This window comes from Cohnella sp. GbtcB17, from assembly GCF_019091135.1.
Lineage (GTDB): Bacteria > Bacillota > Bacilli > Paenibacillales > Paenibacillaceae > Cohnella.
In genome coordinates, this window is the sequence record NZ_JAGXJW010000017.1 from 25432 (window position 1) to 50360 (window position 24929).

The window sequence follows — 24929 nt, forward strand, 5'->3', positions numbered from 1 at the left end:
CCGCTGTCCTCCCTTGATTTCCAGTCAGCCTTTGACCGCGCCGCCCGTCAATCCTCGGACCAATGTCTTGGACCCGAACAAAAACAGCAGGATCAACGGCAACGTGCCAAGCGTAAGTCCCAGGATGCTGGCAGCATAGTCGGTCCGGTACCGGGTCGACAGATTGGCGATGCCAAGCGGCAGCGTATACAGCTCCGGCTTGTTGATCGTGACCAGCGGCAGCAAATAATTGTTCCATGAACCGAGGAAGCAGATCAAGCCAAGCGTACTGACTGCCGGGAGGAGGAAGGGAACCACAATCCGGAAAAAAATGCCGGGCTCCGTGCAGCCGTCGATCCGCGCGCTCTCTACGACCTCGGTCGGTACGGACGATTGTACGAACTGCGTCATGAAGAAGACGCCGAACGCATTGTTCAGACCCGCGATGATGAGCGGGACATGCGAGTTGTTCAGGTGGAACCACTTCATCTCCATGACGAAGGCAATCAGTCCGAGCTGGCCGGGGATCATCATCGTGACGAGAATGAAGCCGTACAGCCACGTCTTCCCCTTGAAGCTGTACTTGCCGAAAGCGAAGCCGGTCAGCGCGCTGATGAACACCGACACGGCGGTAAATAACACGGCGACATACAAACTGTTCCAGTAGTTGCGCAAAAAGTCCGCCGACAGTATCGTTTTTAAATTTTCCAGCAGATAGCCGCTTGGCAGGATGGGCAGCTTTTTGAACAAATCCTCGGAGTAATAGGTGCCCATCGTCAGCATCATATAGAAAGGAAAAAGGAAAATCAGCGACAGGGCCGTTAATGCCGCGATCAGCAGTCCTTTTTGCGTTTTCACTTCGAATCACCGTCCCGGTTCAGCCATTTGATGCCCATCAGGGAGAACAGTGCGATAAAGAGGAAGGTCGAATACGCGATCGCCGCGCCCTTGCCGTATTTGAACGACGAACCGCTGAACGAAGCGTCGAACATGTACCAGATCGGGGTGAACACGGAGCCGTCCGGCCCTCCCGTCATCGACGTGCCGGAAGCCCAGCCGCTGTAGAGCAGCATCGGTTCTTCCACAAGCTGTAGTCCGCCGATAATGGATGTGACGATCAGAAACAGATTGATCGGCTTGAGCAGCGGAATCGTGATGCGGAAGAAAACGCTTCGGGCGGAGGCGCCGTCGATCTGGGCCGCTTCATAAATTGACGTGTCGATGCTCGCCATCCCTGCGGTATAAAACATAATAAAGTACCCGAGATTTTTCCAGAAGATCATCAGGATCACGATCCAGCGCGCCCAGACCGCCGAGCCGAGCCAATTCACCTTTTCGTGGATCCATCCGAGCTCGACGAACAGATTGTTGATGAAGCCGCCCTGCCAGTCGAAGAGAAGCGCGAAAATGATGCCGATGGCGACCGGAGTCGTCATGTAGGCGCTGAAAAAGCTCAGGCGAAAGAAGGTTTTGCGCCGGATCAGCCTGCTCTCGATCAGGCTGGCGATCAGCATGCCGAACAGGACGAGCGCCGGCAGGTAGCAGGCAATGAACAGGAGCACGTTGCCCAGCGACTTCCAGAAAAATTTGTCATGCGCAAACAATTGAACGTAATTGTAAAGTCCGACAAAGTTATTGTTGCCGAACAGGTCCCAATCCGTGAAGCTCAAATACAGCGTAAACAGAATCGGGAACAAGCTGAATACCGCATAAAAAATAAAATAAGGCGTAATGAACAGGTACGGCCATTTATTCGTACGGTTTATGCCGGTCGTTTTCGCCACGGACACCACATCCTATCCGAAAACGGCGGGCGATGGCTTGACCACCGACCGCCGCTTCCATTTTTCTCTTTTTCAGTTATTGGATCGTGAGCTCAGGATGATTTTTCTTGAGCTCTTCCGTCCACTTTTCGAATGCGCTGTCCGCGTCGAACTTCGGATCCTGCGTCATCGTCTGAAGCACGATTTCCGATGCGGCGTACACATCCTGGTCGTATTTGGTCACCGGCTTGGCTTTGATGCTCGGGAACACCTTTTCGATCCAGAACTTGTTCAAATCCTGGCCGCCGAAAAACGCGTCGGGTCCGGACGCTAGCTTGGACGTATCTTCAAAGACGGACTTGAGCGGAAGAATGGACTTCATGCCTTTGAAACTGACATCGGCGCCTTCGGCGGAGCCGTACATGCCTTTGAGGTAGGTCCATGCGGCGTCCTTCTGCTTGCTGCCCTTCCAGATGCCGATGGACGTGCCGCCGTAAGTGAAGCCGCCGCCGGGAGGCACCGTCAGTCCCCATGCCGCGCTGCTGTTCTTGTCGTTCGGCTTGATGACGAACTCGGGGGACCAATTCGCGGCCGGATAGAAGATAACGTTGTTTTGCGAGTAGGAAGCGCTCCACGAAGGCGACCACATACCGAGCTTAGCCTCGTTTTTCATATCCCGCAGCTTTTGCAGCTGGCCGAATATGCCGAGCATATCCGTCTTGTTAACGCTGACGCCGTCGATGAACGGTTTCGTCATCTGATTGCTCAGTATGGTGTAGGCATCCATCAGGCTGGCGAACATCGTGACTTTGCCGCCGCTCTTATCGAATACCTCCTTGCCTTTCTGCGCGAAGTCGTCCCAGCTCTTGAACATCGAAGCGAGCTGGTCGGGATCGTCCGTGCCGAGATATTGCTTCGCCAGTTCGCGCTTGTAGGCGACGGCACCCGGCGCGACCTGCTGGTCGAGCGCGACCAATTGGCCTTTGCCGTTCGTGAGCAGCGGAACTTCGAAGTCAAGGAGCGCGCTCTTGTCGAAGCTGTATGGCGCCGCGCCGAGATCGTCCATTACGTTGAGCTCATAGATCGCGCCGCGCTGCGCGGCTTCCGCCCAGATGATGTCGGGCAATTCGGAGCCGGAGGCGATCGAGGTCTGGATTTTTTTCAAATAATCTTTTGCCGAAACCTCGACGTATTCCACTTGAATATTGGGATGATTTTTCGAGAATTCCGCCATCAGCTTGTCATGGCTGCCCTTGTCCCATCCCCATTCGACCAGCTTGCCGCTCTCGGCAGCGGCGGAGCCGCCGGCCGACGACGCCGACGGGCTCGCAGCGCCCGAATTGCCGTCATTGTTCGATCCGCACGCGGACAGCGCGAGCGCAGAGCCAAGCACCAGTGCGGTCATCATGCTCCAGGTCGATTTCTTGCGCGAGCTTTGTTGCATTTGTTGCATCCCCCTTGTTTGAGCTTGCGACGGACATGGCCGGCGCCGTGACTGCCGCCGGTCTGTCTTGCAATTTGTATGATACCTTCGGTGCCCCGGAGCAACAACATGACGATCCGATGATTTTGTTTAAAATACGATAGCGACTTTTAATCGCTTTCAATCCGCGATTTCAGGCATCAACGGCAAAGCGATCCGGATTGTCGTCCCTTCCCCCTCGCGCGTATCGACATGAAACTCCGCCGCATCGCCGTACAAGTAAGCGAGGCGCTCGCGGATATTTGCGATGCCGATATGCTTCATACCGCCTTTATGCGGGGTGGCCTGCCGAAGCGAATTCGACGCGACTCGCGAGGCCGTCTCCGGATCCATGCCGGTTCCGTTATCTTTCACCTCGATCAGGATGCGATCCGCCGTCCGTTCTAAAGTAACCTCGATCAACCCGGGCGACTCGCGCTCCGAAAATGCATGAAAAATCGCATTCTCCACAAGCGGCTGGAGCACGCTCTTCGGGATAAGGACCGAAGCCATATCCGCTTCCGCATGCCAGATCAGATTGAACTTGTCGGCATACCTGTACTTTTGAATAAGCGCATAGTGCTCGATCAATTCCTTCTCCTGCGCGACTTGGACGTACAGTCCGCTCTCCCCTAGCTTCACCGCGTCCTGCAAGATTCCGATGAACGCTTCGACCATTTCCTCAACCGCCCGGTTATTGCCTTTGCGCGACAAATAGACGACGGTATTCAACGTATTGTAAATAAAGTGGGGATTCATCTGCGCGAACAGCAGTTCCGTCGAGATGCGTCTTTTCCACTTTTCCTGCTCGATTTTCTCGTCCATCTGCAGTTGAATATCGCGGAGCATCGATTGGAAGCCGGTCCGCAAAATATCGAGTTCGTCGTTGCTTCGGAACTGAAGCCGGACGTCGTAATTGCCCATCGACACCTGCTTCATCGCTCTGGACATCTGCGAGATCGGACGGGTAATGCTGGAGATGATCGGTAAAAACAGCAGGGCACAAAGACCAAGACAGAGTGCCAGGAAGATCGCCCAGTACTGAACGACATAGCCAAGCAGCCGATAGAAGCGGCTCTTGGAGGTGAACGTGACGACGGACCAATCCGTCTCCTTGAACGAGCGCGTCAAATAATAGCCGGACTTCGTGCGATGAACTTCGACGGCTTCATGGCCGCCCCGAAGATACGCCGAAATATCGTTCGTCATGTTCTGATTCAACAGATAGCCGCGTCCGCCGTTTTCCGTCCAGGCAAAGCGTTCGAACGACGGGGCCAGCGAGTCGAACAACTCGGTGACAGCCTCGAACTTGATGTTCAACAGGAGCACGCCTCCAAATTCAGGCGCGAAGCGTATGTAGAAGCTGATTACTTTTTGTTCGCCGTTATCTCTGATGAGGTGCGGCGCGGTGAAGCCGCTTTTTCGACCTGTGCCTATCGCATCCTGATACCAATTTTTCTGGAGCTCCTGCTCAAAGTATGGATCGATATACAACGACGACCAGAAAACTTTGCCGTCGCTGCGAACGATCGCCGAGCTCGCCAGGTAATTGCGCAGGACGTTGAATTTGGTGAGTTGAACGACAACCTGCTGATACGCCTTGATCTCTTCGTATACGGAAGGGTAGGAGGGCCGGCTTGCGAACTTCTGCAGCAGTTCGTCATTAACCATATTGGCCGCATACAGCTTGACATCTTCGATAAAACGCTCCATCTGATCCGAAGTCTGGTTAATGTGGATAATATCTTCGTTCAGCGCCTGGTCCTCCAAGATGGAGGAGAAACGGTCGAGCGCCAGCACGCTGATCAAAGTGATGGAGAAGGTCACGATCAGAATGACGCTTCCCATAATTTTGTTTCGAATCCGGCGCATGCTTATCGCTCCGCTTCCGCTCTCATATAGTCCTTGGGGTGCAGACCTGTCGCTTTTTTGAACACTTGGCTGAAATATTGACTCGTCCGGTATCCCACCTGCTCGGACACCTCGTAAATTTTCAGATCCTCCTTGAGGAGCAGCTGCTTTGCGATCTCCATTCGGTACTCCGTCGTGAAATCCAGCAGCGATATGCCCGTCTCCTTCTTGAACGTCGTTCTCAAGTGAACGGCGCTGATCTGCAGATGCTCCGCGACGGTCTCAAGGGATAGCTCGGGATCGGCGTAGTTATCGCGAACATGATCCATCGCTTTCTGTACCCATCGGGAAAAGGACGAGCGTTGACGCTCTGCGTTCGCGATCGCCTCCGCCGAGCGGTTCAGCGCCGCTGCGATCTCGCGCGCATCGGAACCTAGAAGCATATCGGGGCGTCCGGCACCCGTCCGGATCCATTTCTCGCCTGCGGCCGCGACGGCCGCCAACAGCGCGTCCGTCGCGGCGCGCTCCACGATGTCATCCAGGAGCCGCTTCCAGACCGTCAACGATTCAGGACCGTCTTTGATTCCGGCTTGAATGCGTTCTTCCGAGCCCGATGGGGGCTTCGCATTCGATGCCAGCGCCTGCTCGAACAGAAAGACGGACCGCGCCGGTAGAAAATAGGCGTACGCGTACTGGTGCCGGATCATCTGCCAATGCCGGTGCGCATCTCGCTCCAGATTCGTCGCGATCATCACGCGAGGCGTGTGTCCGGTATGACGCTGCAAGCTTCGCTGAAGCGCAAGCGAGACCTGCCGGAGCGCATATTGCGTAATCAGCAGACTATTGGACACGGATAACTCAACGACGGCCGCATAGCCGCCCCCTTCCGTCTCCAGCAGCAAAATCTCTCTTGCCTCTTCCGTCTCGCGTATCGTCTCTTCTGCCAAAGTGTCCAGCAGGACCGTGTCTTCCAAACGATCGCATTCGCGGCGGCCGTCCAGTCTCATGCGAGAATTCAATTCGAAATAAAGCAACGAAACGGCGAACGAAGGCTGCATGGCGTTCTCGCGTGTCTCGGGCTCTCCCTTCGCATCCGGCTTGCTGTCGAACAACGCTCTCCACGCGCGACGACGCTGATGGCGCTCCTCCGCCTGCTCCGCCTCGATGTCTTCCCGCAGCTTCAACAATTGTGCGAGAAGCCGGTTGCGGCTGATCTCGTGCTTCAACAAGTAGTGTGCCGCCTTCAAATCGAGCGCCTGCCTGGCATAGTCGAAGTCGCGGTATGCCGTAAGGAAAATCAGGCGGGTATTCGGCCCGAGCTCGCGAATACGCTTGCCCAGCTCCAATCCGTCCATCGGCGACATCGAGATGTCCGTGATGACGATATGCGGCCGCAGCCGTTCGAACAGGCCGAGCGCTATTTTTCCATTCGTCGCACGCGCCACGACTTCAAACCCGTGTTCCTGCCATGACACAGCTTCATATACATTTTCCAGAGCCAGCGGCTCATCGTCGACAAGCATGACGCGAATGCTCAATTTTCCGCACCTTCGTTTCCATTGCGAGTAATATTTGAGATATAGCCAACCCCCGCGACATTGTCAAGGGGCATACATTTCCGACTAGTTCCCGGAGGCAGATGTAGGGAAGGTAATTATTATGCCATTGCGCTCAGCATCTCTCCACTTTCTCCCGCAAGCAAAATAGCCGGCGATCCTTGCGGATTCGTCGGCCCGGACAATTCCGTCATGTTGTATCGCTTCCTGACGGATAATACAAATTCGGTCCTGCGAACATCTCATGTTCACTGTCGCACGACCCTTGGCGGCTGCCGCCGGCGTTTATTCCCTGAACTCCTGCGGCGTTACCCCGAAGCGGTCCTTGAACACCTTGATAAAATAAGTCGGATTTTTGTAGCCGAGCAGACTCGCCACTTCATATATTTTATATTTGCTGTCCTTCAGCAAAAAGACGGCTTTGTCCATTCGCAGCCGGAGCACGTATTCGGATATATTTTCGCCGGTCTCTTTTTTGAATACTTTGGACACATGCGTCGGGTGCATGTACACATGGTCGGCGATCGCCTGGAGCGATACGTCCTCCGACAAATGCGTCTGAAGAAATCGCTGAATCTGATTGACCAGGGAATGACGGGACTCGGACATCTCTGCGTTCATCTCATCCTGCAGCTTGTCGAGCATGCCGAAAGCCCAGTAGGACAGCTCGCCGATTCCTTTGTAATCCGACGCATGATTCAGGCGATAGTCCGCCAGCAGTCTTCCGTTTTTGTGTACGAAGTAGGAGAACGCCGCTTTGAGCGCATATTCGATCTCGGACAAATGCTCGCCCGAGCCGCTGTATTTGACTCTCCACTCCCCGAATATATCTTCGAGCTTCTCTCGGGCGGCCTGCCAGCTGCCCGCCTCAAGCAAATGCGCGAATAAGGGCGGCGTATATAATGAAGCGACATTATGGGGAGCCGCTTTCCCATGGTCCTCGTTCAGCCGAACGACGACGTCGCTGTCGGCGCCGATCTGCGACCGGATCGTAGCGACGCAGCGCTGATATAGCTCTTGCAGGCTGTCGGGAAATACACCTGCGGAAGACAGTACGATGGATACGGTCAATCGCAGCAGTCGGCTGACGATTCGTCTTGCCTCGTCGGCGAGCCGCTCAAGCGGCTCCGACTCCTCCCGCTCGCGGCTATGACGGACGACGAACAGCAGATGGCCGTACAGATCCTCGCAGCTCCAGCTGCCGTAACCGTCTCCCAGCAATTCTTCCACGATATTGGTGACGGCAAAACCCATCACCGGCATATCCGATATGCCGTACCGTTGCTCGCTGTCTTCAATCCGTATGAGAATCAGCGTTGTCTCGTCGCCGACGCGCACGGGAATGTCGTACAGCGCCAGCTCCTCGGCCAGCTTGCGATCGTGCCACGGACGGCCCTGTATCAGATTGTTCAACAAATTGGCGCGCAGAACGGGGCGGTTGCGATGAACCATCGCCTGCGACTGCACGAGCTCGCGCATCTGCTCTTGTTCGGCGAGCAATCCGTCGATCGCCTCCCTGACGTTGGCCAGCAGCTCCTCGTCCTTGACGGGCTTGAGCAAGTAGTGGGATACCTTATGCTTCAACCCTTCCTGCGCATATTCGAACTCGGCATGACCGGTCAGCAGCATGCAGACCGTACGAGGCCAGCGGCTCTTGATCGCGCCGATCAATTCGATGCCGCTCATGCCCGGCATGCGAACGTCGGTAATGACGAGATCCGCGGGGTCCTGCTCCATGACACGAAGCGCCTGCTTGCCGGAATACGCGGCGCTTAGATTCGTGATGCCGACCTCGGACCAGGGCAGGCTCTCGGTCATGCTCTCGACGAGATGCTCTTCATCGTCCACGATCAACAGCTTCAATGTTCCTCCTCCTCCTTCCAATACAGCTCCGCCGTTAGGCCGGATTCGGCGTTGATGGACAGACGCAAGCCGGATTCGGCGCCATATCGAAGCCGAAGACGCCGATGCACGTTGACGAGTCCGCAGCTCTCCGACCGCTCGTCGAGCGGACTTGCGAGCAACAGGTTCAAGCGATTCAGCGATTCGGTCGTCATCCTGCCGCCATTGTCTTCCACGGACAGCGAGCAGCCGCCGTCGACCCGCCGGCCCGTCAACGTGATCGTGCCGATGTCTTCCAGCGCTTCGATGCCATGAATCAAGGCGTTCTCCACGATCGGCTGCAGGATAAGCCGGGGAACTTGAAGTTCAAGCATGTCGGCTTCGACATCGATCTCGTAGCGGATGCGATTCATCCGCATCCGGTGAATGCCAAGGTAGTCGGCCGCATTTTTAAGCTCCTCGCCGAGCTTGACCTGCTGGTTCTGCACACGGGTCGAATACCGGTAATAATCGGACAGATGATAAGCCATTTGAAGCACGGCGTCTTTGCGCTCCAGCTTGGTCATGCTGATGATATAGGACAAACTGTTGTACAAAAAGTGAGGATTGATTTGCGATTGCAGCTGTTTGAGCTCGGCCTCGCGCGCGTGAAGCTTTTGCTCCAGCACGTTCTCGATGAGCCGCTGAATCTCGTCCGCCATCTCGTTGAAGCGGGAGATAATAAGCCGGAATTCGTTGTTGACCTTCAGCGGTATTCGGGTCTTGTACTGCCCCATTTTGATCTTTTGCACGCCTTTGACCAGCTCGCGCAGCGGCACCTGAACGTTGCGATACAATACCCAGGCCACGGCGATGCCGACGACGAGCAACAACGCGTATACGAGATAGGAAAAACGGTTCGTCGTTCTGAGGGGGGTCAGAATATCTTGCAAAGGAACGATATTGGCCACGTATCCCTGCAAGGACGCCACCTCGGAATAAGTCAGCAGATAGGAAATTCCGCCCATGGCGAGCGTAATGTCGCCCTGCGGCGACAAGCGCGTCGCCTCGAGGGCGGATATCGATTCTTCGAGCAGCCCCGGCGGGCAAGCGCTTGACGCCAGCGAGGCGGCATTCGGTTTGTAGAACAGCACGTCGCCGCTTCCCTGCGCTTCGAACCGGTTAAGCATGCGCACGATATTGTTCCGATCGAAGCTGATCTCGACGATCGAATTGGCTTTGGATATGTCCGCTTCCGCTTCGTACGGTTCGACCGTGACAAGCGAGAGCTGGGACGCATTGTCTGCCCCGTCGTCCACCGAAGGAAAGTTCCAACTGCCCTCCAAGAGCTTCTGCAGGTGCAGGGGATCGTACGTTTTGCCGCGTGCGGTCGAGATCGCTTGACCCGTACGTGGCGAATACACCGTGATCTCCTGCGTCCAGTCCGTCGAAGCGACCTGCAAGTACAGTTTGTCCTGAATTATTTTTTTGCGGCTGATTTGCTCGTAATAGCTGTAGTTCAGCAGCGACATATCTTGAAATTCGATGACGTTCGGGTCCCGGAGCAAGACGCGGGAGAACGTCTCAAGCTGCAGAAAGATATTGTCCATCTGCGCGGCGAGCGTCGACAGCTGTCCGATGCTCGACTGCTTGATCTGCCGGGTAATGACCTTCTCGTTGATGCTGTGGGAATAAACCGAGAGGATCAGGACGGGCAGCAGCAAAAAAATCAGAGAGCCGACCAGCTTGGAGAAGAGACTGCGTTCTTTGTGGCTCATTCGCTTCGGCTCCCGCATTTTTTTGCCCATTTTATTCTTTAACGGCACCCATCGTCAACCCGTGCACGAAAAACCGCTGCAAAAACGGATAGACCAGCAAGATCGGAAGCGCTCCGATGAGAATCTGCGAGGATCGAACGGTTCTCTCGGATAGAATCTGCAGCTGGGACGGATCGATATTCGTATTGCGCATGTCACCGCTCTGAATAATCGTCTGGAGAAACGTCGCCAGCGGATATTGGCGGTAATCGGTCATGTAGATCAAGCCGTCGAACCAGGAGTTCCAGTGCCACACCATCGCGAACAGCGATAGCGTAGCCAGCGACGGCAGCGACAGCGGCAGATAGATCTGCGTCAGCGAGCGCATATAGCCTGCGCCGTCGATATAGGCTGCCTCCTCGAGCTCCTTGGGAATGGCTCTGAAAAATTGCATCATCAATATCGTGTTGTACACGTTGACGGCCGAAGGGAGAATGAGCGCCCATAGCGTATTCGTCAACTCAAGCTTCGTCACGACCAGATAGGTCGGGATCAAGCCGCCGTTGAACAGCATCGTAAACACAAAAAACCAGGAATAGAACGCTCTGCCGGCAAACGGACGCGACAGCACGAACGCCGCCGACACCGTCAAAACCATGGACAGCACCGTGCCGGCGACCGTCCGCTCCGTCGACAGCAGTAGCGAGCGCAAAAAAAGCGGATTGGCGAGCGTTCTCGCATAGGCCTCCGCAGAGAAGCCGACCGGCCAGAAATAAACCTGATTGGCCATCGCGGCCGAGCTGGAGCTGAAGGATACCGCAGCCACGTGAATGAGCGGCAGGATGCAAAGTACCGCAATTGCGGCCAGAAGTACCGTATTGAAGCCGGAGAACCAGCGATAACCTATCGTATTGCGATACATATTTTCAGCCGCCTTTCTTAAAAGATCCGATAATTGCCAAACCGGTACGCCAGTCTGTATGCCGCCACGATCAGCACAAAACTGACTGCCGATTTGAACAAGCCGACGGCTGTCGCAAAGCTGAAGGAGCCGTTCATCAGTCCGACGCGGTATACGAACGTGTCGATAATATCCCCTTCTCGATAAACGAGCGGATTGTACAGATTAAATATTTGATCGAAGCCCGCGTTCAAAATATTGCCGAGCGACAGCGTCCCGACGACCAGAATGACCGGTACGAGCGCGGGCAGCGTAACATGCAGGGTTTGCTTCAGCCGTGTGGCCCCGTCGATCTCGGCTGCCTCATAGAGCGACATATTGATGCCGGTCAGCGCAGCCAGATAGATGATCGTAGAGAAGCCGAATTCCTTCCATACGTCGCTGACAACGACCGTGAACCGGAACCAGTTGCCGTCTCCGAGGAAGAAGACCGGATCGAGTCCGATGCCGGAAAGCAGCTGATTGACGATCCCTTTGTTGCCGAGAATGTCCGTCAAAATGCCTCCCAAAATGACCCATGAAAGAAAATGCGGGAGATAGACGAGTGTCTGTACGGACCGTTTAAAGAAAAGCGTGCGCACTTCGTTCAGCAGAAGCGCAAACAAAATCGGAACCACGGTGTTGGCCGCGATCTTGAGCGATGCGATCAAAAAGGTGTTCCAAATGACCTGGGTGCTGTCCGGATAGGTAAACATATAATGAAGATGCTTCATGCCGACCCACGGCGAATCCCAAAAGCCAAGCCGCGCCTTATAGTCTTTGAAGGCCATCAGCAGCCCCGTCATCGGCGCGTAGTTAAATACGAGCAAACAAACGACCGACGGCAATATGAGCAGATGAAGCGGCAGCTGGCGAGCCAGCCTCACTCTGCTTTTTCTCCCTTCACTCATCCCGTATCGCCTCTTTTTTTTGGGCCAACAACGACAGACCTTACGCGTCGATCGAACCGCAAGGCCTGCCGCCGGAAAAGCCTGTTATTTTTTAACCGAATCGTACCATTCGTTCACTTCTTTGGTGATCTGTTCGCCGCCCGACGAATTCCACTTGCTCACGAAGCTGTCGAACGATTCCGGGGATTCCTGCCCGTAGATGATTTTCAAAAAGGTTTCATTCTCCATTTTGCGCAGCAGCTCGCCCTTTTCGGCCATTGTCGGCGTAGGCGGTCCCGTAAACTGATCGTATACGGCAGCTTGGTCCAGATAAGGCTCGAGTACCGCAGCGGCCTCCGCCCACTTCTTCGGCCTGGCCGCGAAGTATTTCTCGTAAGGCGTTTCCGGCGTTTCGCCGCGGCCGAGCTTGGCCATCACTTCGAGTTCCTTTTTCGGCGTCTGAATATCGTTGCCGTATATCGTATACTTTTTGACGTCGACGAAGCCGCCGGGAATTTTGTCCGAATCGTATACCGGCTTGCCGTCGACCATGACGTAGTCATAGCCTTCCGCCCAGCCGTTGGCGAATTCTGAGGAAGGATCATAGAAGCCGGGTCCCATGATCGCGTCGAGATACTTGAACAACGCGTCCATATGCTTGAAGTCTTTGTTGAAGTAGAAGCGCACGGAAGATTGCGGCTCGCTGCCGAAGCCCATCTGCCCGTCGATGCCCGCCGGGATCGGCACTGCTTTATAGTCGAACTTCATATCCGCGTTAAACGGCCAGGTCGCCATCCAGGTCGGTCCGAAGACCATGCCCGACTTGCCCTGCACGAAGCTTTCCGCCGCCTTGGACTCGTCCATCGCGCCTGCGTCCTTGTCCAGGTAACCTTTTTTCATCCAATCGCTGAGCTTGACCAGTCCCTGCTTGACGCTCGGCTGAATCGAGCCGTACTGCAGCTTGCCGTCCGCGCCTTCCGTCCAATATGTCGGCACGGCGGTATGCCCGAACAGGAAGTCGCTGGATACCATAAACGTATCCTTTACCGCGCTGACGCCCTTTTTCAGCGACAGCGACAAGCCGATCGTGTCCTTCTTGCCGTTGCCGTCGGGATCCTGGTTGACGAACGCGTCCATGACCTTGTCCATGTCCTCGATCGTCTTGGGCGCCTGAAGGCCCAGCTTGTCCAGCCAGTCTTGACGGATCCACAGCACGCTGAACGAGCTGTTGGCATTAAAGGTAGGAAGTCCGTAATGCTTGCCGTCATAGGAGACCGTATTCCAGATTTCGGGATATTGGGCGTACAGCTCCTTGAGTCTCGGCGAAGCGTATTGATCGAACGCTTCCGTGATATCCATCACTTTGCCGGAATCGACGACCTGATTTTCCAGCGTCGGATCGCTTAGCGTGAATACGTCGGGCAGCTTGCCGTTCGAATTCAGCAGCAGGCGCAGCTTCGTGGTATAGGCTTCGCCCGTGCCGACCGACCAGTCCACCTTAAAGTCGATGCCGAACTTTTCTTTGGCCCACCGGGTGTGCACATTATCCTCGATCGTCTCGCCATTTTTGAATTTGTTGTCGGATCCGACCACGCGCCCGAGCGAGATCGTGACGTCCTGCGTCGCGCTCGGGCTGCTTGCTCCCGCGGTTTGCGACGCTTCGCCCGAAGACGGATTCGTCGCCGTATTCGATTTTGCGTTGCAGCCTGCGGCAGACAGCATCGCGACGGCGACGGCAAGCGCGGCCCACGACTTTTTCTTGAAGCTCCTTTTCATGCAACGGCCTCCCTTTTGATGGTTCATGATGTAGTATAGCGCCGGCGCGCAAAGCGGATATATATCAAAAAAACGAGATTTATATCAATTTATTGGTCGTTATCTAGGACCTTCATTTTTTTATATCATTGCGATTTATATTATATTTCGTGCGGATTAATTTAAGATTATGATACCTTCATATTTCATAATTCTTATATGGCGGTGATATAAAGTTGTTGTATGCAGGCACGAACTACCATCCGCACGATTGGCCGCGGGAACGGTGGCAGCGCGATATCGACCTGATGAAGCAGGCCTCTTTTAATATGGTTCGGCTCGGCCATCTGTGCTGGGATAGCTTTGAACCGTCCGAGGGAAAATATACCTTTGAATGGTTCGACGAGGTCATGGACCTGTTCGCGGCGGCGGGCATCCGGGTCGTACTCGACATCGCGACGCGGCCCGCGCCGACCTGGCTTCATAAAAAATATCCGGAGATCGATCTGACGGACGCCAGCGGCAATCGGATGGAAGCGCTGACCCGTTATATGGAAGACGTCGGGCATCCGGTCTTCCAGGAATACGCCTACAAATTCGCGGAGACGCTCATCGTTCGTTATCGCGACCATCCGGCCCTTCATGCGTTTGGCTTGTGCAACGAATTCGGCTCGGGCTCTCCTTCCTTTTCGACCGCCGCAAGAGATCGTTTCCAGAACTGGCTGGCGGACAAATACGAGACCGTCGACCGTCTCAACCGCGCGTGGGCGACGCAGCGATGGTCCCGCAAGCTCAGCAGCTTCCACGATGTCGCGCTCCCGGTCTCGGGCCCGATCAAGGGAGCTCCGGAACGGCTGCTGGATATGTGGCGGTTTTATTCAGACGAGACATTGGCCTTTATGCAAGGCCTGAGCCGTCTCGTCAAACGGCTTGCGCCGTCCGCCAGGGAGACGACGAATCATTGGTCCGAAAACCCCGGATACGGCTTCGACTATTTGAAGCAATACGGCGACATCGTCGATCTGCCCGGCATCGGCTTCTATCCGGGCACCAATCCCGAAGACAGGCGAGCGCTGACTGCCGCATGCTTCTTCATGGATCATCGCATCGGCGAGCTCGGCAGACCGATCTGGTGTCTGGAATTCCAGACCGGCGACTTCGGCGGTTACGGCTCGCCGCGCAAAGCGATGCGGATGTATGCGTATTTGTCGCTTCTTCACCGGGCGCAGGCCGTTTGCGCCTGGACCTGGCGCTCCATGCTGGGCGGCGAGGAGCAGTACTTGTTCGGTCTGGTCGACCATGACGGGGAGCCGGGCTGGAAGTACGGGGAATTCAGGCAGATCGCGGAGGAGTTCAGCTTGCTGAGAGAACGCGGTCTCCCCCGCAACGTCTCGCCCGACGTCGCGATCGCCTATTCCTTCGAGAGTCTCAAGGTCGCGGCCGGCAACCCGAGCTACTACAAGTCGGATTATACCGATCAGGTGCTTCAAGCTTACGAGACGCTCGAGCTTGCCAATCTCGACTGCAATATCGTGAATCTGCGCGAGCTGCGCCTGAATTACAAGCTGCTCGTTGTTCCCGGACATGCCGTGATGGACGACGCTTCGGCCGCGACGATTCGCGCATTCGTCGAACGCGGCGGCACGGTTGTCATGACGGCCTACTCGGCCAAAGTCAATGCACACAATCAGGTGTTCGATACGACGCTGCCAGGCGCGCTCAGCGACGTCTTCGGCATCCGCGTCGGCGCGTTCGTTCGCACGCGAAGCCATACGCCGAGCGAGAACGCCGGCGGGCTGGAGAAAACCGAACTGCGTCTGGAGCGCGAACGTCCGATCGTCGCCTTCGGAGAGTCGCAATACGAGCCGCCGATCGACTATTACGAGATCGTCGAGACGAGGACGGCCACCGCCACGGCCAGCTTTGTTAACACGCTGGAGCGCTCGCCCGCGATCACGCGGAACCGGTACGGCAAGGGCGAAGCGATCTATGTGGCCGTCCCCGCCAGCACCGCGATCCTCAAGCCGCTCCTGGCGTCGCTGTACCCTGCGCTCGGCATCGAGCCCGGACCGGCCACGCCATCCGGCGTCGCGGCGCGCACGCTGGAAGACGGCTCTACGCTGTACGTGAATACGACCGGCGAAGATCGGACGGTGACGCTTGCGAGTCCGGGCAAGGGATTGCTGTCCGGCGTGCAATACAACGGCGAACTCAAGCTGAGCGCCTATGAAGTCGATTTGCTGACAAACTGATCTTAAATATAAAGGAGCTCGATTCTCATGAACGATACGATTCGTAAAGCGGCGTTCGTTACGCCGTCCGACCGGCAGCTGGCCTGGCAGCGGCTGGAGTTTTATTCCTTCATCCATTTCGGCATCAACACCTTTACGGACAAAGAGTGGGGGCTCGGCGACGAGGATCCCGCCCTGTTCAACCCGACGGCGTTCAGCGCCAAGCAGTGGGTCGACGTCTGCAAGTCCGCAGGCATGCGGGGACTCATCCTGACCTGCAAGCACCACGACGGCTTCTGCCTGTGGCCTAGCGCCTATACCGAGCATTCGGTCAAAAACAGCCCTTGGCGCGAAGGCAAGGGCGACCTCGTGCGCGAGGTTGCGGAAGCCTGCCGGGAAGGCGGAATCCGGTTCGGCGTCTACCTGTCCCCCTGGGACAGGCACGATCCCCGGTACGGAACCGACGTGTACAACGAATACTTCAAAAATCAATTGCGCGAGCTGCTGACGCAATACGGAGACGTCTTCTGCGTCTGGTTCGACGGTGCTTGCGGCGAAGGTCCGAACGGTCTGAAGCAGGTTTACGACTGGGACGGCTATTACGAGGTCATTCGCGAGCTGCAGCCCGAGGCGGTCATCTCCGTGTGCGGACCCGATGTCCGCTGGTGCGGCAATGAAGCGGGCCATACGCGGGAATCCGAGTGGAGCGTCGTGCCGGCGCATCTTCAGGATATCGAGAAGATTCAGGAAAAATCGCAGCACGTAGACGACGGCGCCTTCTCCCGGCTCGTCCGCTCCCAGGACGACAATCTGGGGGGCAGAGATGCGATCCGAGACGCCGGGCAGCTCGTCTGGTATCCGGCCGAAGTCAATACGTCCATCCGTCCGGGCTGGTTCTATCACGCGGCGGAAGATGACCAGGTCAGAAGCGTAGACAAGCTGCTGGACATCTACTACAAATCCGTCGGCGGCAACTCCACCTTTCTCTTGAATCTGCCGCCGGACAGACGTGGACTCATTCACGAAAACGATGCGGCGAACATGGCCGAACTGGGCAGAGTGCTGTCCGCCACCTTCAGCCGCAATCTGGCGTCCGGCGCCGATGCGAGCGCATCCGAAGAGGCGGACGGCCTCCACGCGGCCGGCAGCATCCTCGACGGCAGCGCCGACACCTACTGGTGTCCATTGGAGGGCACGGAGCAGGCATCGATCGTAGTCGAGCTTCCGCAGGAAGCGACGTTCGACACGATCGTGCTTCAGGAGCACATCCAGTCCGGTCAGCGTATCGAGCAGTTCAGCATCGAATACGAGGAGGACGGTGCGTGGCAACCTCTCTATCGGCATACGGTCGTAGGCTACAAGCGCATCTGCCGCTTTCCGGAGGCGACGGCCAAGCGGCTTCGTCTGACGATCGAGGCATCCCGCTGGTGCCCGACCTTTTCCGCATTCGAGGTATACTTGAGCACGAAAAGCTGATCGCCGGCACCTGGTTAAACGTTGAAAAGCCCTCGCGCGTCTCGCACTTCCAAGTGCGCCGCGTGAGGGTCTTTTTCATTTCGCCGTTTTAAATGAAAAAACTAAAGCCGGCATGCCGTGAACATCAACTAGACGCTCCACTCCACGATCTCAACCCCGTACGGATCAAGCGTCAACGCCGGCCCTACTGGCGATTCCTTGAGCAGGCTCGTATACGTCCCGCCGAGCGATACCTCTTGCCGCTTGCGGCTCAGGTTGAGCACAAACAAGTAACGCGTCTGCCCTTTGCGCCTAACCGAGATTTGCACGCCTTCGGGCAATCCGTCCAAGCGCGTCAATCCGATCTCGTCTGCAAGCTCGCGGAACAGCTCGATATAATAGCGCTCCTCGGCGACCGTGCCGATGTAGACGACCCGGCCTTTCCCGAGCTTGCGGACCGTCACGGCCGGCTGTCCCGCGAAAAAGTCGTCGTCGTACCAGGCGATCGGCTCCGCCCCTGCCGGCGTCAGGATATCGCACCATTGACTGCAAGCGTACGAATTCCCGTGCTTGTCCACCAACGTATGAAGCTCGCCGCCGATCGGATCGTATTCCGATACGGTGACGCCCGCCGCTTCGGCCAGCGGCCCGGGGAGCGGCCGGATCCAGCAGACGTTGTTGTCGTTTTTGACGCCGGTGCGGTTCGTGAGGACCAGCGTCGCCCCGTTCCGTACGCAGTCTTCTAGATGCCCGGCCCGTTCCTCGTCCAGCAGATACAGGGACGGCGCTACGATCAGGCGATAGCCGCTCAAATCTTCGGTCGTATTCACGGCGTCCGTCAAAATGCCGAGCTTCGTCAATGCCCGGTGATACAGCTTCAGATTGTCGAAGTAGTCCATTCCCTCGGCCTGCGGCTGAATCTGAAACGCATTGTACAACTCGTGCGAATGCAGAATCGCCGCTTCCCCCTGAACCTCCGTACCGTCCAGCATCGCAGAGAGCCGGTTGACCTCTTCGCACAGCCCGGCGTACTCCTCAAAGCGCCGGCCCGGCACGTTGCTATGATCGATGAGGCCGTGCCAGAACTGCTCGGCGCCGACCGGCGCACTCCGCCATTGAAAATGGACGACCGCCTCCGCCCCTCTGGCGATGCACTGCCAGGCAAAGGCGCGTATGAAGCCGGGCTGGGGCGTACGCCACATTGGAAACCAGCAGCCAGGCGGCCCGCTGATCGTCTCCATGATCCAGAAGCCGCGGCGCTTGATCCCGCGTGCAAGATCCAGCGTGAGCGCGCCGCCGTATCCGCTGGTGCCCGCTTTTTCCTGGCTCGTATTCGGATAGTAGTCGAGGGAAGCAAAGTCTAAAGGCGCACATAACCGGTAATAATCCAGCGCCATCGGATAGCTCCATATGTTGTGCGTGACGAAATGGCCTGGGCAACTCTCCCGCAGCACGTCGAGCTGAAGCTGCTGAAACGCGACGACCGAATCCGTCTCGAACCTTTTCCAGTCCAGCAGGTACGACGGATTTTTGAACGCCGTGCCGCCGAGCGGCGGCTTGACCTGCTCCCATTCGCTGTACGTCCCGCTCCAGACGACCGTGCCCCATGCGCGATTCAGCGTCTCGAGCGAGCCGTACTTGTCCTTCGCCCATTCGCGGAAGCGAGCCTCGCAATGCGGGCAGCAGCATTCGTTCAAGCCGAACTCGTTGTCGATCTGCCAGCCGATGACCGCCGGATGCCGGGCATATCTCGCCGCCAGCTTCCTTACGATCGTCTCGGAGAATCGGCGCATCGATGGACTGTTGTAGCAGCGATGCCCGCGAACGCCCGCGTAGCGCGTCTTCAGATGGACATCGACCGGCAGGACGTCGGGATAGCGCTCCGTCAGCCAGTTCGGCGGCGTGCAGGTGGGCGTGCCCAGGATGATCTGAATGCCTTGCCCGTGAAAAAGCTCGATAGCCTCGTCCAGCCAGGCAAAATCGTAGACGCCTTCCTGCGGCTCCAGCAGCGACCAGGCGAATTCCGCCAGGCGAACGACGCGGATGCCGGTCCGCGCCATAAGCTCCGCGTCCTTCTCCCACATCGCGCGTTCCCAATGCTCGGGATAATATACGACGCCCATCAATGTCATTTTTTGCAGCCTCCCATGCGAGCATCCTTTATCAGACCATCATATCGGATGTCCGCAAGCTGCGATATGCTGCATTATTCTGCTGCATATAAAAAAATGAACCGGGTTGAATGAGGAAGCGATCGACTAGCCATTCGAGAGGATCGCATCGGCTTTGCAGCCGTTCTTGATGCTTTAGACAATTTTGAACATCCTGTACAAAAAGGGCTGCAACGGAATATCGAATACGGTCTCTTGCGCCCCCGACATCGCCGCGGTCCACGACTTGCCGGTTCTAACATCGATCAGCTTTCGCCCTTTACCTTCCACATGCACCTTGACCTTTTCCTGTCGGTCGTGAAAGGAATCCAAAATAAACGTGTCATTGTCGTAAAGGAAAATCGAAACATGGCCGCCGCATTCCAGGTAAATTTTCAAATCGCTCATCAAGTATTGACGGATCGTCGACAACACCTCTTTAGGGAATCGACTCCATTCGGCATAGTCGTCCGGTGCGGTCAACGTGTAGACTGTTCCGTTTCCATACTTGCTTCTCAGCAAGACGGGGAAGCAATTGTTGAGCTTGCGCAGCGCGATCAGGCAATCGCCCGCGTTGCTCATATATTCGATCGCGGGCAGGAGGACGCTGCTGCCGCTCCAGTAATAGCCGCCGAACGCCGCGCCGTCGGATACGAATTCATTCGAACATACTTTTTGATCCGCATACCTTGCGGATGTCAGTTCTTCGACGCCCCTGCCCTGCATCTTCTGCAGGAAGCCGGAGGTCATGCAAATATCTCCGCCCTTCAGCAGATGATTTTTCAGCTTGCCTATGATCGCCTCATCCGTCGCGCTTGCAGCCGTGACAAATACAAGACCGAACGTGTCGGGGAACGCGTGCGTCGGCTCAAAGGCGATCCCCGCCATCCCCAGATGATCGTACAGATGATTGTCGCCGCGGGCATGGAAGGGCTCGTAGACCGGGATCCCGATCGGTTGTCCGGCCATGCCGAAGACCTGGTCCAGACGCTCCAGCTCGTACCCCAGGGCCGGAATATGAACGGTGTCGACAAGCCAGCTATAGCAGAACAACGTCAATTCTTTCCCTTTCGCGAACAGCGTCAGATGGGCCTGCTCCAGAAAATAAGAAATATGCGGCATGCTGCCGAGCGAATCGATCCATCCTCCCGCATGATGGCCGGGTTTCAGCTTTTCAAACCAACGCATCAGCGAATAGCTGCCGTACCTGGGCAAGCTCTGCGCGGAATGGTTCGTATCCCGGGTCTCCGTACCGGTGTATACCTCATCGAAAATGCGAGCCTGCGTCTCCGGATTATACCCCGTCTCCTGATAAGATTCATACCAGTCCGGAAATTTGATAATCATGTTGACATTCGGGTTTGCAGCTTTGGCTGTCCGCATGACGATGTTCTCGGACACGTCCGTCATCAGTTCCAAACGAAAATCCGCCCAGCTACGATCTCCTTTGGCCGCGATGCAGCTGGCGCACGTACAATTGGTGAAAAAGAAGTCGTCGATAATAATCTCGTCGAACAAGGAGGCGGCAAACGTTACCGTTTGCTCCAGCCGGTCCAGATCTTCTTTTGTCGTATAGCAAAGCGTCGAGCAAGCGCGCTTGTAGCCGTCATCGATCTTCGATGCTTCGCTGCCGAGGATCGTGCCTCCGCTCCCGTATACGCCGGTTTCATCGATCAATGGCTTGTTCTTCGTCGTCCTCATCAGCGTCGTCGTGATCGCGCCGGATGCTGCAATGCCTTTGTCGTTGAAAAAACGCTTCAAGGAAGTCAGTTTCCCCGCGTAGATGTCCATATCGTCCCGATGCGTTTCCAAATAAACCTTGGCGCAGCTCAGATGCTTTTCGAAAAAGCGAAAGTTCCGCTCGTATTGCTCCTCCATTCCCATGCTTTCGATGCAACGGGTCGTAAAATACAAAGCGATATTAAAGTTGGCGTATTCGCTCATCTGCAACCCTCCCGCGTCCAGGCGAAGGAGCCGCTCCATAAGGAACAGCTCCTTCGCAAGGAACGATCAAATTTCAATGGCAAGACAATTGAGATACGCCGTGGGCAGCCGCTCCGGCAGCGATACGACGAGCACCCCGTACGATTGCTCGAACGGTACTTCGCCGACCCCGAGCAGGCGCACGCTTTTCACTTTTTCGTCCGGTCCGATCGAACGGATGACAGCGATTCGGTCTTCCGGCGCGCGCATCTGGAACGCGTAGATTGTGCTGCCTTTTTGGGTGAAACGAAAATCCGACGCACTCCATTCCGCTTTGTCTTCCTTAAAATGATCGATCACGACGCGGGTGCCGCCTTCGCCCGACACGCGGAACGGACGCGTGCCGTAGACCCCTTCCCCGCAAACCTCGATCCAGCTTGCCATTTCCTTCAAAATGTACGTGCATTCGTCGTCGATCGTGCCGTCGGGCTTCTGCGGGACGTTCAACAGCATATTGCCGTTTTTGGAGATGATGTCCACGAACATCTCGATGACATGCCCCGGCTTTTTGTAGACCGTCTTGACATGGTAGAACCAGTCGCCGACGCAAGTGTCCGTCTGCCACGGCTCCGGCTTGATGTCGGGCTCCTGGCTGCGCTCGATATCCATCACGCCGACGCTGTAAATCTCTTTTTTGCGGTCCTTCTGATTGTACACCGCCTTGTTCACGCCGCCGTTCAGCGCGGCGCTCGTATTGTACAGATGCGCGACCGCATGCAATCCCGCCTGATAATCGGGATGGCCGGGATCGAAGTCCGGCTTATCCCACGTATTGACGAACGGCAGCACGCCGTCCGAATACAGGAGGTCCGGCTGGTAAAGATCGATCACCTCCTTGACGATGTCGAACCAGCGCTGGTGCCACCATCGGTTCGGCGAATACCACGGATCCAGATCGTACATTTTTTTGCCCGGATCGTGGTGCTCGAGGTTCGGCAAGTACAGATCCTCGAACGCAGGATCGTTACCGTCGTACGGGACGTCTTTAAATGGCCCTTCTTTATCCCGGCCTTTGTTCCAATGGAACCAGCTGAACGTGGCACCCAGATGCTCGGTCAGACCGAAGGGCAGCCCTCTCTTGACAGCAGCCTGCTTCCAGAGCCCGACGATGTCCTTGTTCGGCCCCATGTTCACCGAATTCCACCGGTGGATCTTGGAGCCGTAGTTAAAAAAGTTGTCGTGGTGCATGGCTTGCGCGACGAAGTATTTGGCGCCCGCGGCCACGTACAGGTCCATCAGCGCCTCGGGATCGAACTTCTCGGCTTTCCAGAGCTGCACGATGTCCTTATAGCCGAATTGCGACGGATGTCCGTAATGTCTGATATGGTACCGGTACTGCTCGGAGCCTTCGACATACATATTGCGCGCGTACCAGTCTCCGTACATCGGGACGGACTGTGCGCCCCAATGCGACCAGATGCCCAGCTTGGCGTCCCGGAACCAATCCGGGCACTCGAACGTTCTTAACGATTCGAAGGTCGGTTCGAACGGGCCTTTGGAAATCGATGTCTGAAGCATGTCAAAACCTCGCTTTGCCGTTATATTTATTTCGCTTATTTCGCCATTTTATCGTAAGCGTTCTGGTAGATTTCCAGATAGCGCCTCAGCTTCAAGCCGTCGAAGCCCTTCACGTACGCGTTCCACTCGTTGTCGGTGAGCTTCTTCGATCCTGTAATAAACTGCGCCATATACGATCGAATATAATCGTTGATTTGCGGCCGCAGCTGGTTGACTTCCTTGGCGTCAGCCGTATCCATAAAGATGCTGAGCGGGAACGTTTCTTTCGGCTGCTTGTTCTCGTAGTTGTTCTGCGTCTCGAGGAACAGCCGATACTCGTATCCTTCCTGGGTCATCGGATCTTTGGGAGCGACCCACGATTCGCGGATATCGCGCGTCCGGCGCGTGATGCCCATCTGATCCCAAGTCTCGTTGTTAGTCGCGGCGGAAGCCATATCGAAAAATTCGGGCTTCAGCATATATCTCGCCTGTCTGCCCCTGACATCCGTGGTTCCGTCCGGCGCCTTCTCCCAGTACTTTCCTTCCAGGCCGTACTCGTTTGTAATCGCGTGTTCCTCCGACCACATGTAATCCGCCATCTTGATCGCCGCGATCTGCTGCTCTTTGGATGCCTTGTTCGTAATGGCGAACTGCCCGTTGCCGTACGACTTGTAATACCCCGTATAGGCGACGCCGTTCGGACCGGTCAGCGGCGGGATGGACACATAGTCCTTGTGCCGCGTCTGATCGGCCGCCAGGCTGAAGTACAGGCTCGGAATTCCGCCCGCGATGGCGCCGAGCACGTTGTCGCCTTCCTTGTTGGCAACCTGGGTAAGCGCATCGCCGTTTTGCGTGAACGATTCCTTGTCGATGAGACCTTCGCCGTACAGCTTGTTCAAATATTCGAGACCCTGTCTCCATTCCGTCTTGTTCGCGGCCAGATCGACCTTGCCGTCCTTCATCAAAAAGAAGTCTTCGTCGTTATCATAAATAAACGCGTTCATCAGAAAATTGGAAGGGACGCCGTGCCAGGTGCCGATCGCGCCGGCATATGGAATTTCGTCGGCTTTGCCGTTGCCGTTCGGGTCCTTCTCCTTGAACGCCTTCAGCACGTTGTAAAAATCTTCGGTCGTTTTCGGCATTTCCAAGCCCAGCTTGTCCAGCCAGGTCTTGTTGATCCATGCCTTCTGGGCGTACCAGCAATGAAAGCAGTCGTTCACATGCGGAAGCGCATAAATATTGCCGTCCGGAGCCGTGATAGCCGCTTTGAGATCGGGGTCGTCCTGGAACGCCTTCTTGATTTCGTCGCCGTACTGGTCGATCAGATCGTTGAGCGGCAGCAGCACGCCCTGCTGTCCGTAATCGATCTGTTCGGACTGCGTGAAGTCGCCGGAGAGGAAGACGGAGGGATAATCGCCGCTCGCCATAATCAACTTTTTCTTGTCGGCCGCGTTCGCATTGGGCGTCGCGTCGAATTTGAATTTAAGATTCAGCTTGTTTTCGATATATTGGGTAATAGCGTTTTTGTTGATATCTTCGATGCGCGGGGACAAGGACAAGAATACGTCCAGCGTCACCGGCTTTCCGCTTGCCTGCGCCTGATCGCCTTCCGTACCGGCTGCGCCGCCGTTTCCTTGATTGCCCGTCTCTTTGTCGCCGCCGCTGCATGCGCCCAGGATGAGCGCGAATACGAGCGTGAGGATGAGGACGACGGCCGTTCCGGTAATCCGATTTTTTTGCAAGTTGACGCCTCCTTTTTTTCGCTTCCATCGTGCCTGTTACGCTGCCGCTTGCCGGCAATGCCTGTGCCCGCTGCCATACGCGCGCTTTCCGGCCTCA

The 24929-nt window shown here is 56.2% G+C and carries 16 protein-coding genes; 2 read left to right on the forward strand and 14 right to left on the reverse strand.

The features are described 5' to 3' along the window. Positions 1-24: 24 nt before the first annotated feature. The 10 genes from KVT38_RS11360 to KVT38_RS11405 all read right to left on the reverse strand — a co-directional run bounded on the left by KVT38_RS11360 (position 25) and on the right by KVT38_RS11405 (position 13795). Positions 25-837, reverse strand: coding sequence for a carbohydrate ABC transporter permease (locus KVT38_RS11360; RefSeq protein WP_368859082.1), 813 nt, complete (start codon positions 835-837; stop codon positions 25-27). Continuing rightward, a complete protein-coding gene (locus tag KVT38_RS11365) occupies positions 834-1763 on the reverse strand; it encodes a carbohydrate ABC transporter permease (RefSeq protein ID WP_368859083.1) in 930 nt (309 codons plus the stop codon). Before KVT38_RS11365 ends, KVT38_RS11360 begins: the two co-directional genes overlap by 4 nt. A gap of 76 nt (positions 1764-1839) precedes the next feature. Further along, the gene (locus KVT38_RS11370; protein WP_217593834.1) at positions 1840-3186 is read right to left on the reverse strand and encodes an ABC transporter substrate-binding protein; all 1347 of its coding nucleotides are present in this window, start codon (positions 3184-3186) and stop codon (positions 1840-1842) included. Positions 3187-3345: 159 nt separating this feature from the next. Then, complete coding sequence (locus KVT38_RS11375; RefSeq protein WP_217593835.1) at positions 3346-5076, reverse strand: cache domain-containing sensor histidine kinase; 1731 nt, start codon at positions 5074-5076, stop codon at positions 3346-3348. A gap of 2 nt (positions 5077-5078) precedes the next feature. Beyond that, entirely contained in the window at positions 5079-6593 is a 1515-nt protein-coding gene (locus KVT38_RS11380) for a response regulator (protein WP_217593836.1), read from the reverse strand. A 303-nt stretch (positions 6594-6896) separates the two neighbouring features. Next, positions 6897-8474: a response regulator transcription factor gene (locus KVT38_RS11385; protein WP_217593837.1), complete on the reverse strand. Its 1578-nt coding sequence runs from the start codon at positions 8472-8474 to the stop codon at positions 6897-6899. Beyond that, positions 8471-10210, reverse strand: coding sequence for a sensor histidine kinase (locus KVT38_RS11390; protein WP_217593838.1), 1740 nt, complete (start codon positions 10208-10210; stop codon positions 8471-8473). Before KVT38_RS11390 ends, KVT38_RS11385 begins: the two co-directional genes overlap by 4 nt. Before the next feature lie 31 nt (positions 10211-10241). Continuing rightward, on the reverse strand, positions 10242-11111 hold the full coding sequence (locus tag KVT38_RS11395; RefSeq protein ID WP_217593839.1) for a carbohydrate ABC transporter permease: 870 nt from the start codon (positions 11109-11111) through the stop codon (positions 10242-10244). A gap of 17 nt (positions 11112-11128) precedes the next feature. Then, positions 11129-12040 carry an ABC transporter permease gene (locus KVT38_RS11400; protein WP_217593840.1) on the reverse strand — a complete coding sequence of 304 codons (912 nt, stop codon included), beginning with the start codon at positions 12038-12040 and terminating at the stop codon, positions 11129-11131. An 84-nt stretch (positions 12041-12124) separates the two neighbouring features. Then, complete coding sequence (locus KVT38_RS11405; protein WP_217593841.1) at positions 12125-13795, reverse strand: extracellular solute-binding protein; 1671 nt, start codon at positions 13793-13795, stop codon at positions 12125-12127. A 215-nt stretch (positions 13796-14010) separates the two neighbouring features. Here KVT38_RS11405 and KVT38_RS11410 point away from each other — a divergent pair, with 215 nt between their 5' ends. Beyond that, positions 14011-16026: a beta-galactosidase gene (locus KVT38_RS11410; protein ID WP_217593842.1), complete on the forward strand. Its 2016-nt coding sequence runs from the start codon at positions 14011-14013 to the stop codon at positions 16024-16026. A gap of 27 nt (positions 16027-16053) precedes the next feature. Then, positions 16054-17481, forward strand: coding sequence for an alpha-L-fucosidase (locus KVT38_RS11415; RefSeq protein WP_217593843.1), 1428 nt, complete (start codon positions 16054-16056; stop codon positions 17479-17481). A gap of 128 nt (positions 17482-17609) precedes the next feature. On the opposite strand, the gene KVT38_RS11420 is transcribed toward KVT38_RS11415, so the two are convergent. The 4 genes from KVT38_RS11420 to KVT38_RS11435 all read right to left on the reverse strand — a co-directional run bounded on the left by KVT38_RS11420 (position 17610) and on the right by KVT38_RS11435 (position 24832). Next, the gene (locus KVT38_RS11420) at positions 17610-19592 is read right to left on the reverse strand and encodes a beta-galactosidase (RefSeq protein WP_217593844.1); all 1983 of its coding nucleotides are present in this window, start codon (positions 19590-19592) and stop codon (positions 17610-17612) included. Between the two features lie 174 nt (positions 19593-19766). Next, entirely contained in the window at positions 19767-21554 is a 1788-nt protein-coding gene (locus tag KVT38_RS11425; protein WP_217593845.1) for a permease, read from the reverse strand. A 66-nt stretch (positions 21555-21620) separates the two neighbouring features. Continuing rightward, the gene (locus KVT38_RS11430; RefSeq protein WP_217593846.1) at positions 21621-23111 is read right to left on the reverse strand and encodes an alpha-L-fucosidase; all 1491 of its coding nucleotides are present in this window, start codon (positions 23109-23111) and stop codon (positions 21621-21623) included. A 35-nt stretch (positions 23112-23146) separates the two neighbouring features. Beyond that, positions 23147-24832 (reverse strand): type 2 periplasmic-binding domain-containing protein, encoded by a 1686-nt coding sequence (locus tag KVT38_RS11435; RefSeq protein WP_254639160.1) that lies wholly within the window; start codon positions 24830-24832, stop codon positions 23147-23149. Positions 24833-24929 lie beyond the last annotated feature (97 nt).